This window comes from Ehrlichia japonica (genome assembly GCF_000632845.1).
Taxonomy (GTDB): domain Bacteria; phylum Pseudomonadota; class Alphaproteobacteria; order Rickettsiales; family Anaplasmataceae; genus Ehrlichia; species Ehrlichia japonica.
Map to the genome: position 1 here is coordinate 1,016,250 of NZ_CP007474.1, position 13,863 is coordinate 1,030,112.

At 29.8% G+C, this 13,863-nt stretch carries 9 protein-coding genes and 1 tRNA gene; 5 read left to right on the top strand and 5 right to left on the bottom strand.

What is annotated here, in order from left to right:
• Positions 1–73: 73 nt before the first annotated feature.
• Together EHF_RS03950 and nrdR are read right to left on the bottom strand one after the other, a co-directional pair.
• Positions 74–146: transfer RNA gene (locus tag EHF_RS03950), tRNA-Ala, on the bottom strand.
• Positions 147–268: 122 nt separating this feature from the next.
• Complete coding sequence (gene nrdR, locus EHF_RS03955; protein WP_044195470.1) at positions 269–730, bottom strand: transcriptional regulator NrdR; 462 nt, start codon at positions 728–730, stop codon at positions 269–271.
• A 131-nt stretch (positions 731–861) separates the two neighbouring features.
• On the opposite strand from nrdR, the gene EHF_RS03960 reads away from it, so the two are divergent.
• The 3 genes from EHF_RS03960 to EHF_RS03970 all read left to right on the top strand — a co-directional run bounded on the left by EHF_RS03960 (position 862) and on the right by EHF_RS03970 (position 2,108).
• Positions 862–1,155, top strand: coding sequence for an NADH-ubiquinone oxidoreductase subunit NDUFA12 family protein (locus EHF_RS03960; RefSeq protein ID WP_044195473.1), 294 nt, complete (start codon positions 862–864; stop codon positions 1,153–1,155).
• Positions 1,156–1,178: 23 nt separating this feature from the next.
• Entirely contained in the window at positions 1,179–1,628 is a 450-nt protein-coding gene (gene mlaD, locus EHF_RS03965; protein WP_044195475.1) for an outer membrane lipid asymmetry maintenance protein MlaD, read from the top strand.
• A 180-nt stretch (positions 1,629–1,808) separates the two neighbouring features.
• Positions 1,809–2,108 (top strand): hypothetical protein, encoded by a 300-nt coding sequence (locus EHF_RS03970; protein ID WP_232228937.1) that lies wholly within the window; start codon positions 1,809–1,811, stop codon positions 2,106–2,108.
• Positions 2,109–2,423: 315 nt separating this feature from the next.
• Here the strand turns inward: EHF_RS03970 and EHF_RS03975 are convergent, their stop codons facing one another.
• Positions 2,424–3,899, bottom strand: coding sequence for a proton-conducting transporter transmembrane domain-containing protein (locus tag EHF_RS03975; protein ID WP_044195478.1), 1,476 nt, complete (start codon positions 3,897–3,899; stop codon positions 2,424–2,426).
• 646 nt (positions 3,900–4,545) lie between these two features.
• Between EHF_RS03975 and lnt the strand changes: the two genes are divergently transcribed.
• Positions 4,546–6,057 carry an apolipoprotein N-acyltransferase gene (lnt, locus tag EHF_RS03980; RefSeq protein WP_044195482.1) on the top strand — a complete coding sequence of 504 codons (1,512 nt, stop codon included), beginning with the start codon at positions 4,546–4,548 and terminating at the stop codon, positions 6,055–6,057.
• Positions 6,058–7,099: 1,042 nt separating this feature from the next.
• Here lnt and EHF_RS03985 read toward each other — a convergent pair.
• Both EHF_RS03985 and EHF_RS03990 read right to left on the bottom strand, forming a co-directional pair.
• A complete protein-coding gene (locus tag EHF_RS03985; protein WP_044195485.1) occupies positions 7,100–9,748 on the bottom strand; it encodes an AsmA family protein in 2,649 nt (882 codons plus the stop codon).
• Positions 9,749–9,872: 124 nt separating this feature from the next.
• Complete coding sequence (locus EHF_RS03990; RefSeq protein ID WP_044195487.1) at positions 9,873–12,152, bottom strand: NADP-dependent malic enzyme; 2,280 nt, start codon at positions 12,150–12,152, stop codon at positions 9,873–9,875.
• A 538-nt stretch (positions 12,153–12,690) separates the two neighbouring features.
• On the opposite strand from EHF_RS03990, the gene EHF_RS03995 reads away from it, so the two are divergent.
• On the top strand, positions 12,691–13,368 hold the full coding sequence (locus EHF_RS03995; protein WP_044195490.1) for an ABC transporter ATP-binding protein: 678 nt from the start codon (positions 12,691–12,693) through the stop codon (positions 13,366–13,368).
• Positions 13,369–13,863 lie beyond the last annotated feature (495 nt).

Consider the following 13,863-nt stretch of genomic DNA (forward strand, 5'->3'; position numbering starts at 1 on the left):
ATTAAAAATTCACAGGTAGCTATATTAATCTGAAAGAGTAAGTCTACTAAGCATAGAAGCTTGAAACAGAATGTGGAGGTAAGCGGATTTGAACCGCTCGCCTTCTGCGTGCAAAGCAGGTGCTCTACCAAATGAGCTATACCCCCTAAATTACAGTGAAAGTACACGTTATCATTAAACAATGCTCAAAATACATAACACAAGCTTATGAACAATTCAAGAATAATAATTAATCATAAATACAATTTTACTTATGAATATATTTATATTAAGGTGCTTTCTCATTAATTATTTTTGCAATTATATTGCTAAAATCATTTATATTTTTAAAATTCATATATACAGAAGCAAATCTAACATATGCTACCTTATCTAACTTAAAAAGATTATCCATAACCATTTTCCCAATAACATTAGTCGGAATAGCATTCTCTTTTTTCCCTTCAAGTTCATAAAGAATATTATTAACCATCATATTTATCCCTTCATGACTTACAGGACGCTTTTTCGTAGCTATTAAAATCGAAGAAAGCAATTTTTGCTTATCGAATAATTCAGTTTCGCCATTTTTTTTAACAACCATAAATGATCTAAGAAGTAATTTTTCAGTTGTAGTAAACCTAGAGTGACATACAATACAAGATCTCCGTCTTCTAATTAACATGTCATCTTCTATAGATCTTGAATCTTTAACTTGAGTATTATTACTATTACAGAAAGGACATTTCATAATTACTTACATATTATTACTTCTTAAGCTAATTATCACATAAAAACATTAACTAAATACCATAGTTAATAGTTGTATTGTATTACCATAATTATTATACTAATGTAAAATAAATTACCAATTGTTAAGGCATGCAATTCCTCCATAATCTACAGTTCCTCATAAAAAGAAATAAGAAATTAATTGGTAAGGATATTTTAGGTAATAGCTACTATATTACAATAGCAAATGGAATTGAAAAAAGATGGGTAATATATAATGGTAAAGCAGATCCAACAAAAGTTCCTGCACTATGGCATATGTGGTTGCATTATACGGATAATCAGGTACCAAAATCTCCAAAAAATCTACACTTTCCAAATCTAACTGGTACTCGTTATGCTTATCATCCTAACAAAATTTTTTGCCCCTATAATACAAGATAACGTTAAATATTATTGGTAGTCTCATGTATCGATCTAGTGTCATTGAAATTTTTGCAGGACTTATTGTTTTAGCAGCTGCAATATCTATTGGAATCATAGCATTCAAAAAGTTATCTTATAATACTATTTCACACAACTGTTACACAGTAAAAGCACATTTTCCAAGTGTAGATGGTCTAGACATGGGAGATGATATAACATTATCTGGAGTAAAAATAGGCACAGTAACGTCAATATCACTTGATACAACCTACAATCCTACAGTTACAATGTGTATACAAAAGAATATTCTACTACCTTCAGACAGTTCAGCATCTTTATCACTCTCTAATCTCCTAGGAAAAAGACACATTGATATTGCACTTGGTTCAAATCAAGATTACATCTCTACTGGAGGATTTATTGAACATACAAATTCAGATTTAAATCTTAATGTCATTCTTACAAAATTATTTACCCAATTTATTAAATAACAGCAGAAAATCTGCTATAAGTTAAAAATATTAAATCAGCACATCGCTTGCATTAAGAATGCAACAAAAAAAGCTTCCTCTCAATAATGCAATAAATTTTTGTTGTGTCACTTATTAAACACTATTCAAAACAATCACTTAATGCTATCATATAAGCAGTGTGTAATAGGTATAGTGGTTATGAGTTACTTTTATTATATGTTGTCTTACATTACTGACAATCTAAGTTATGTTGTTTTATTAGCACTGATATTATTTGCAGGTACAGCTTATTTATTAAAACGCAAAACAAGAAATAAATCTAAATACAAAAAATCAACATATACTAACACTAGTAGTAGTGGATCATCCGCTTATAAACCATACAAAAGAAATTATGTAGTAGAACATAGTTCTGAACATAGTAAAGGAAGTTGCTCTTTTATCGTTGAATCAGTATCTCAAGTATTTGAAGCCAAAACACAAGGAAAGCACAGATAGCTACCTTTCATAAAAGATGCTGCTTTAGTATATTTTTTTAATTAATAAATACAACATTTAGGTCTGCTTGATTTTCTTGAGTATTATCATGAATACACATTAAAGGTATTTAATATATGCTACAAGAATAACAGAAGCAATTGTCATTATTTAAGCATCCATAATAACAGGAATTTTAAACAATTACATCTGTCAGATCCTTAAATACATACAAAGAAAAAATAAATTTTATTAAAAAGAACGTTGTTTGTACTACACTTTCAGAAATTGCTAAAATATAAGCGCAGGCTTTATTTTTTAGAATTACATTAGATTTTAATACAGCAGTGATTCTGCTATTTTATTAGAAATTAGCATTAAAGGTGCTGGATATAATCCCAGGATAATCGAAGAAATTGCCATTACCCAAATACACAGCACCATAACATTAGGAATTTCAAACAATTTCTTCACTTGTTTATCAGATGACTTGAAACATGTTGCTTCAATTATATGCCACACATATACCACAGATAAGCCAGATCCTACAAGCAAAACAACTACACCCAACCAAAAATTAGATTTAATCGCTGCATCAAAAATATACCACTTAGAAATAAACCCTGAAGTTATTGGCATTCCAATAAGGCTTATACACAGAATAACAAATGGCAACGCAATCTTTGGCATATTTTTCCACACGTTTACACAATCCTTAAGATCAAGACTACCACAATTATAAGAAATACTACCCATGACCATAAATAATGCTGACTTCACTAAACTATGATTGATTATATAAGTTACAGCAGCTATTAAACCATAGTAAGTATTCAAACCTACAGCAAATATAATGCACCCTAAATGGGCTACACTAGAGTATGCAAAAATTTTTTTCATATTATTACTTAACATTGCAAATATAGATGCAAAAATCACTGATAACACAGCAAAAACCATAAACACAACATTAAAAGGTAAAATTAATAGAACCAATTGAGCTTTAAAAATATCATATATTACTTTTATTATAAGGTAGATTATTACTTTAGTAGAAACACCAGAAAAGAATACCGAAACAAAAGTAGGAGCATAACTGTAAGCTTGTATTAACCATTTATGGAACGGAAATAGAGCTGCTTTAATAAACAAACCTATTGCTATAAATAACAACCCAACTTGTATCCCTTTATTTGTTGCCAAAGATTTATCTTGAATTATTAAAAATAAATCCCCAACATTTAAGGTTCCAGTAATAGCATATAAAAAACCTACCCCTATTAAATAAAACGTTGCTCCAATAGTACCTATTACCAAGTAGTCAAATGCAGCTACTAAAGCTGTCTTATCCTTACCCATTGCAACCAAAATATATGAAGAAATAGATGATATCTCTAGAAAAACATAAATATTAAAAACATCATTTGAAACTAATATGCCTAAAAAGCCACTAAAACATAACAAGAATATAGAATAAAAACTCGGTATAGTGCTAACGTTTATTTCTTTGGTATTAGGATATATGCTATATAGAATACTCATCATAGCAACAAACCCAACTAAAAGAAGCATTGTCGAATTAAATACATTTACTTCAAGTTCTATCCCATAAGGCACTACCCATCCACCTATGCTATACTTAATAACGCCACCAGGATATACTTGAAAAAACAGCATCACTGCAATAGAGAAAGATATTAATACTACAACAGTGGATACTACCTTAACTAATTTAGCATCTTTCAATAACGCACATCCTATTGCGGAAAGTAAAGGTATAACAACCTGTAAAACAGGTAACGAACTAATCATCACATATACCCATAAATTCAATAATATATGATTGACAAACCTACTAAAATATTATCAAAAAGGCAAGCGCCTTTATTGTAAAATAATAACAATTAACTGATTTATATGAGGATACACAATAAATTGTTGGGTTTCACCCTTAATATGTTCATTTATCAACACAATTAACAAACAAAAATTAGCATTATAAAACATCCTTATATAAATTATTTACAATTCAAAATACTTATTACTCGACAGCCACACTTTTACCTAAGTAAAACTTCTTATAGCAAAACCATGTAGAGATATTTCGTCTTTTAGCAGCATGAAATTTTAAAGAATCCATGTTACAACATCGTAAATTGCTGCATCCAACCCAACAATTTTACAGTATTAAAAATAACAATATATAATTTACGTATAGTGATGTATTAAGTATTAACTAAATTTAAATCATAGTAAAAATTTTCTACAGTTAAATACTAGTATCATATTTGTACATACCATTTATCTCATCTACACTTAATAAGTGCACATTAATTTTTTCAATTTATCAATAAACATAAATAAAGTCTTATGCTTTACATAACATAAAAAATATTTACAATAGTCAGTATACTAGTCTTTTTTAGTATACTTTAGGTATTAATTCAGGGCAATCAAATTGATAAAAGGTAATTTTCAAAAATACAACTATACACTAGCAATGATGTTAGGAGTGATGGGAGCTATATCTATGGCACCTTTCCATATGTTCATTGCTTTGCTTATAGCATTTTCTGGATTCTATATCGTGTTATCACAAACCCAAAGCACAAAACAAGCTTTTCTTTGTGGGTGGTGGTTTGGTTTTGGATATTTTACTGCCAGTTCATATTGGGTTAATGTACCATTAATTATTCAAAGCAAAATCTTTTGGCCATTGATACCTTTTACCCTTATCCTTTCAGCATCTCTATCATTATTGTTTGCCACAGCCGCAGCAATTAGTTATATAGTTAATTACAAAAAATTACTTGGATTAATAACATTCTCGTTATCTTTCACTATTGCTGGAATGTTATTAGGATACATAGTACCTTGGAATTTGTTTGCCTATTCTTGGTCTTTCTCTATAGAAATGTTGCAAACTGCTTCATTACTTGGAACATATGGTATGGAATTCCTTGCTATATTCTGTAGTACAGCTGCTGGAGTATGTATAAGAGATAAAAGCACTTCTTCATGCATCATTGCATTACTAACATTAGTGAGCATGTTTATTTACGGAAGCAATCGACTATTAAACAATCAGGAACAGAAATATAATCATGATATAGCCATACGCATAGTACAAGGAAATACTGAAAGTCATTGGAATGGAAATGAAGAATTGGAATATGATATATTTCAAACATATCTACGCTTAACCAGCAAATATGGTCTAAATTCAAGAACACATGTAGTTTGGGGAGAAAATTCCTTTCCATTCTTAACTGATACAAACAATAGTTCAATACAAAACTACCTTAAGTTTACCATCCCAAAATTCTTAATTGCTGGAGGCACAAGATTTGCAAACAACAAACTCTATAACACATTATTTGTTATTAATGATAATGGACAAATAATCAACTATTACGATAAACTACACCTTGTTCCATTTGGAGAATTCATACCATCTATATTAAAAAATCTGATTCCTAAAGACATCACAGACAAGCTTAATTATAGCCCAGGAACAAACAAAGAAAAATCTATATCGTTAAATAATCAGAGTCCTTTTATACCTTTAATATGTTATGAATCCATTTTTAGCAATGAGGTTGTACGTAGGTGTACAAAGGGACAATGGATTATTAACATTACAAATGATGGTTGGTTTGGTATAAGTTCTCAACCTTATCAACATTTAGAAATCAATCGTGTAAGAAGCATCGAAAATGGATTACCTACCATAAGAGCAGCAAACAGTGGTATTTCTGCTGTAATAGATAGTTATGGAAGAATTATTGATTCTCTACCTATAATGACAGAAGGCATAATTGATTCATATTTACCCTACCACATCAGTGAAGGAACTATATATTCTAAATATTTGAATAAATTCATTACTATCCAATTTGCTACACTAATCATGTTAATATTAGTACTGTCAAGATTTACACTATCTAAATTTAAGACTTACAGAAGCTGATAGTATTCAAATCTTCCTACTTATATCAACAGTTGAGATTTACATTAGACTAAAAATACTAGAAAGCATTGAATTATAGAAACTCAAACATTAGAACTTATCACCTTTTCATACTCTAAAATCAATCACCTTATAACAAAAGTTTACTCCAAATTTTACTTTCACAGAGATATGATAAAAAACATATATATTATAAATAATTATACTATGCGAGATTAATGTTACAGACATAATAATATTATTACACGATAAAATCGTACTAAAATTACAGGAAAATATTATTAGAACAACAAAAATATATATTAACAATACAACTTAACATTCAGTCAACATATCATTTTATTCATTTTTTTATTATTGTCCAGTTTACCTAACATTAATAAACAAGTGGCAGATTTACCTAAAACATAGTACTAGAAATAGTTCTACCATTATCCTAATTAACGCTATCAATAAAATTTCTGAAAAAGTAATGATCCCAACAATTTCATTTTACTTTGCTTTTTCATAAAATATCACATATGATAGTCTAAGGCTAATTTTCACACTCAGCTTATAAAGTTTAATAGCCTTTTAACTTAGATCAAATCTTTATTCTACACAAATTATTCTTAACATTATTTAACCACATACATAGAAATAACCATATTTGTATTTTTCAAAAGTAATTATTAACTTATGAGTTCTTCATTACAATTGTACACATTAATTACCTCTACTCACAATCTCTTCAATAGAGCATTAACGTTAAAGTTGTCATAATTGACCATGCAATGACATATCTATATTAGAAGGAGAAAGATACACCTGGATACATAAATGATAATCTAATCTTAGAAACTGCAATCAGTCTTCATTATACATTGCTTCATCATGCGTTGATACAGATTGACTAATCCCCTTCACAATCTCTTCATATAGAGCATTAACATTAAAACTTATTTTAAGGTTGTCATAATTGACCATGCAATGACATATCTATATTAGAAGGAGAAAGATACACTTGGATACATAAATGATAATCTAATCTTAGAAACTGCAATCAGTCTTCATTATACATTGCTTCATCATACGTTGATACAGATTGACTAATCCCCTTCACAATCTCTTCATATAGAGCATTAACGTTAAAACTTATCTTAGGTTGCCATAATTGACCATGCAATGACATATCTATATTAGAAGGAGAAGATACACCTGGACGCATAAATGATAGTCTAACTTTAGACATTAGAGCAAATTGTAATAAAGAAATATTTGCAGCTGCTACGCCACTAGCATTATCAATTGCAAATTGCAAGGAAGATAAAATATTACCCCTCTTTATATTGGCTCCAGCATTAATAAAATTAAATACTGTATTATTTCTGTATAATCCAATCTGAGTTAATGCAGCAATATCTGATTTACTTTGAACATCTAATAATTCTACAATAAATTTGTTGAAATCCACTCCAGTAACATTTATACCCTTAGCAACTATTTCCATCTTACCATCTAAGGCATTAATCCAATCAATTAAAGTTCTCCCTTGAGTTTGAATGCTACCACTTATACTGACATTTCCAGTAACTTCATTAACATTTATATACTTGAGCAAATTATTTACTCCAACATTAGCTATAGATACAACAGCAGATAATGAAGAAGTATTAGATCCCATACCTACCTTACCACTAGCTGACACAAATCCGTCATCTACTTTAAACATAAGCTTGTTAATAGACATCAAATTATCTTTCAAACTAGATGACAATACAAAATCAACTAAGGTATTATCTCTAGAAACAAGATTTTCAATATTGATATCAATATTGCCATCCACATACTCCAATCCATAGAATTTTAGATCTTCATTTGACCATTTTATATTAGTTACTTTATTTGATTCATCAAAAACATTGCGTATCAAAGAAGGAAATTTTATAAAAGCAGCATTATATTTATTCCCTTTAAGATCAACTAATATCTTTGGCTTTAAATCTTGAAGTCCAATAGAAGCTTTAATAAATCCATTAAGATCAGATCCATCAGCACCATGAAAGCGTATTTTATCAATGCCAAACTTACCTTGCATTACATTTACTAAAAAGCTCAGATTATTAACTTTCTGTTTTTGAATAACAAAATCACTAATACTAGTACCAACATTTATTTTATACTTTATGTTCTTTAACCATTTCATCGGCATAAAGTTTTCTATCTTTAATTCCTCATCTATTGTATATTGATCAAAATCAATATTACGTATCTCAACATCACCAATAACAGAGCTACTTTTCTTATCATATTTTATTTTTAATTGTCCTTTCACATCCCCAAAATTCTCAGTTAACATCTCAACATGAGATAAAGAAAATACCCTAGGAGCTATATACAAATCACTTTGTATAGAAAATCCACCACTAGCCTTTGAATCAATCTGCATTGGAAATAACCACTTAGCAAACGAGCAAAAGTCATCTCCAATTATCTTAAGTTTGCCATGAAAATTAGAAATTAAACCATTACTACCAACATTACCTTCAATATATAATACATTATTATTTCCAGGTAACATTGCTGTCATTTTATTAATATTAACTTTTCCTTGTAATATCGCCAAGTCTATTATTAAATTAGTAGATATTTTGCCATGGTATTTTATTTTTTTAGCACTAGCTTTGATACCATAGTTTAAATTTTCAGATACTAATGTACTGAAGTAATCAAGGATACGAGAATCTCTTTTATATACATCATCTTCACGATTAAAACCATATAAACGATCTATATCAATCCTTGCAAAATCAATGTTACCATCACACGATGCATAATTTGAACAAATGACTTTTCCTATACCTTCTACACTGTCAGTAGATATTTTGAAATCATTTAATGCAAAAGCCTTACCTGATAATTTAATATTACTAGACAAAGAGAATTTTTCATGTGAATTAATAAAAGAAAAGATAGAAGTCTTATTTGTTTCCGAAATATCATTAATAAACTGTGAAAAGTCATCCCCATGAGCTAACACCATACCATCAAATTCATTATCACTAGCCATACCAGATAACGTTACTTTCGTTAATTGAGAATAAACATTCACATTAATCCTATTATCTTCCCCATCCCGTGATATCTTAGCAACTAAGTTATAATCACCTTTACCAATACCTAATAAACCACTCACTACCTCTACACCACTAACCGTTTTTATAGTACCATTTTTAATTGATATAGATTTACTATTAAAAGATGTACCATCATAGTTTGTATTAACAACACTATTAACAATATTAAATGCTTTTACATTAAAACTCTTACGTCGATATGAAGAAAATAGATCTATAAGATTTCCCAATGAAATATTTAATCCATCTATAGTAATCGCATCAACTTTAGGAGAAAATAGTAATAAAGATAACAATGATATTTTTAATTCAAGCTGATCAACCAATATTGCTGATTTCTGATTTAACAGTTTGTTATGACCTTCTATATATAAATTATTAATTACAATTTTAGGAGAAATCAATTTTCCGGTAATGCCCCCTACCCCTTTTACAGTTATATCACTTGATATATCTTCTATTTGTTTAAGCACATGCGATGTATAGTAAGAATTCCAATTAATAAAGAAAGGAGAAATTATTAAAAACAACAGAAGTATTAAAATAACTCCACCAGAATATATTAAAAATCTCATTAACGACCCAAAATAATATTTACTCTTTGTTTATCACAAATAATATTAATCATGTATAAAAATATCAGGAAAAGCATAATCTAATAAATAGCCACACTTAATAAATAATTAATAGAGTTATATATCATATACCTACAGTATTATTCACTGAAGATGCGAGCACAGTAAGATTAAGAATTTCAGAAACAGAAGAAGACATTTGTACAACTTGTACAGGCTTTTCCAACCCAATTAAAATAGGGCCTATTACAGACACTCCAGCAGCTCTTTGTAATAGCTTGGAAGATATACTAGCACTATGAAGAGTTGGCATCACTAAAATATTCGCTTCACCAGTTAACTTACAAAAAGGATATAATGTTAATAATTCTGAATTAAGTGCAGTATCAACAGACATTTCCCCATCATACTCAAAACCAACATTGTAACTATCTAAAATTTTTATAGCTTTTCTCATCTTTTTAGCATCTTCCTGAGAATGACTACCAAAATTTGAGGAAGAAATAAAGCCAACACGAGGTTCATATCCCATTTTCTTAGCTTGCATAGATGCTTGAACTGCTATCTCAGCAATTTGCTCTGGAGTTGGAGATTCATGTATAGCAGTATCTGCAACAAATATAGTACGTTCTTTCATCACAATTATTGACAAGCCAAATACAACACCCTGAGAACCTATTACTTTTTGTACATCATTAATAGAAGCAGAATATCCTCTTGTCACCCCAGTAATTAACACATCACCATCACCACATGCAAGCATACAGGCTGCAAAAACATTACGGTCTGTCTTTACATCTCTGACACAACTCCTATATAAATACCCTTTACGTTGTAATCTCTTATATAAATAGTCTGTATATTCATCATTTCGTTGAGAAATTGCTGCATTTGCAATCTCTATACCTTCTGTATCTTTAATACCCAAACGGTCAAATGCTTCTCGCACTTTATCAATACGCCCTACAAGTATAGGCAATCCGTATCCTTGATTACGCCACTGTACAGCAGCCTTAATTATTTTTTCTTCTTCCCCTTCTGAAAAAATAACCCTTTTAGGATCACATTTAACAGCACTATACATCATATTAAGTACATTAGAAGTTAATGACAATCTCGATGCTAGTTGCTTAGTATAATCATCCCAATTCTCTATGTTTTTCCTAGCAACTCCAGAATCAATAGCAGCTTTTGCAACCGCAGGAGATACTATAGTGATCAATCTAGGATCAAACGGAGTAGGTATAATGTAATCCTTTCCATAATTCATTTTACGACCACCATAAGCATCAGATACTTCATCGCTAACATATTCACGTGCTAACATAGCAATTGCATTTGCTGCAGCTACTTTCATTTCATTGTTAACCGCTTTAGCTCGCACATCCAATGCCCCTCGAAATATATAAGGAAATCCCATTACATTATTAATCTGATTATTATAATCCGACCTTCCAGTAGCTATAATGGCATCAGGTCGAATCTTACGTGCAATATTAGGATTAATTTCAGGATCTGGATTTGCTAAAGCAAAAATGACAGGATCTTTATTCATAGACAGCAGCATATCCTTACTTAAAACATCCTTAACTGACAATCCAAGAAATACATCAGCCATCACTAATGCATCTTTCAAAGACCTATCTTTTGTTTCAATTGCATGCTTTTCTTTCCATTCATTCATTCCAAGCTGTCTACCTTTATATATCACCCCATTTTGGTCACACAAAGTTATATTATCAGCAGGAACACCTATCAATTTTATCATTTCAAGACATGCAATACCTGCAGCACCAGCACCATTTATTACTATTTTAATATCTTTAAAGCTCTTACCTGTAATATCAAGAGCATTAATAAGTCCAGCAGTTACAATAATAGCAGTACCATGTTGATCATCATGAAATACTGGGATATCCATTATTTCATTTAATCTCTTTTCGATAATAAAACACTCAGGAGCCTTGATATCTTCTAAATTTATGCCTCCCCAGCTTAATCCTAAATACTTTACGGCATTAATAAACTCATCTACATCAGAAGTGTTAACTTCTATATCCACTGCATCAATATCAGCAAATCTCTTAAATAAAACAGCTTTACCTTCCATAACAGGCTTTGATGCTAAAGGTCCTATATTACCTAATCCAAGTACAGCTGTACCATTTGAGATCACAGCGACATAATTTCCTCGTGCAGTATACTCATATACTAAATCAGGATCTCTAGCTATTTCTAAACAAGGTATTGCAACACCAGGAGAATATGCTAATGATAAATCCCTCTGTGTTAATAAAGGTTTAGTAGGTAATAGGGAAACTTTTCCAGGCTTTGAATCCTTACAATGGAATTCAAGGGCTTCTTTTTTCTTTTCATCAAAGCCACTATTTTTAAGATCTACCATAAAAAACACTCAATAACACTTCTTCTAAAGTCTTATCTGTATACTGATAGACAACACAATATGTCAAGCTTTTAACAAAACATCATTGACATCAATAAGCCTTTAATAAGTAATAAACAGATATGTACTGATACTACCATATATTAAGATACAAGGACACGTACTCATTAAATGAATATTTTACCAATTGCAACTTTTCATTAATGGTACATACAATACTTACATATTTTCAAAAAACTTTATAAGTTACTCCTTTGCAAACTGGCACTACAACAGTTAAAAATAACACTATTACTGCTTTAATTAATATTCTTCATAACATACTAAATGTAATCAAGCCGTTACATATCAATAAGCTATTTATTATCTAAAATTACATTAACTAATCTATAAGCATAGGCGTAATTTAAATTAAGACTACCACATCATAAATATCAACACAAATCCAACCACACCATTATGAATATATGGTATTATTAATAGTCTTAGCAATATATACATGTTAGTATCATGAAATAGAACTGTAATAGGATAAGACATGTCTATAGTATTTGCTTTATCTAACATCAGCAAATCTTTTGGAAAAGATAATGAAATACCCATTATAATAAATGCAACTTTACAAATAAAGAAGGGAGAAATTGTTGCTTTAATAGGCAAATCAGGTTCTGGCAAAAGTACATTGCTACACATTGCTGGATTACTAGACACTCCAGCTTCAGGGAGTATATTTATAAACAACATAGAGTGTATAAACAAAACCTCAGATAAAGATAAAACTTACTTACGTCGTCATTTTTTAGGATTCATTTATCAATTTCATCATCTACTACAGGAGTTTTCAGTACTAGAAAACGTGATGCTACCACAAATTATCATAGGTCAAAGTAGATCTATTGCAAAAAAAAATGCCCTGGAAATTTTGAAACGTGTAAACTTACAAGATAAATTTTCAATGTCAATATCACAACTTTCTGGCGGAGAAAGACAACGGGTTGCAATAGCAAGAAGTTTAATCAATTGTCCCTTTATAATTCTAGCAGATGAACCAACTGGTAGTTTAGACAACAGTACTGCACTTGAAATATTTTCTTTATTACAAGAGTACGCAAAAGAAAAAAGTATTGCCATATTTCTTGCTACACATAATCACAGTTTAGCCCAGAAAGCATGTCGCGTTGTTGAGATAAGCTCAGGCATGTTAAGGGACTTATAATACTAATTAAGCAGATTCTAACAAAATAAACTAGGGCTTCAATGCATCTAAAAGACAACATCTCTATAACTTCCTTCATCTAAATCTTTTACTGATTTTTAGAATTTATACATCATTACATAAACCTAAAGTTCCAACAAAGTAAAATCCAAAGTATTAATTAGTTAGACTTAACATAATAAATACAGTCACATTTTCAGCAATAAAATAGATAATGATTTTAATATTCATTTCAATTTTTATAACTTTTAGAATTTATACATTATTAATATTAAACTGAACCTAGAAAATCTTATCACGTGTTTCCACTATCAAGAATAACTTAAACTTAACAATAAAATAAACAGCAATACTAATATCTCCTATCTTAATACAGAATGCAGTCCTAAATAAAAAATATATTCATTATTAACCTAAAAATTGCTTATTACTGACAAGAAATATCAAAAGTATGTAATATATATAATACTATAGCTCAATTTATTGAACATATTA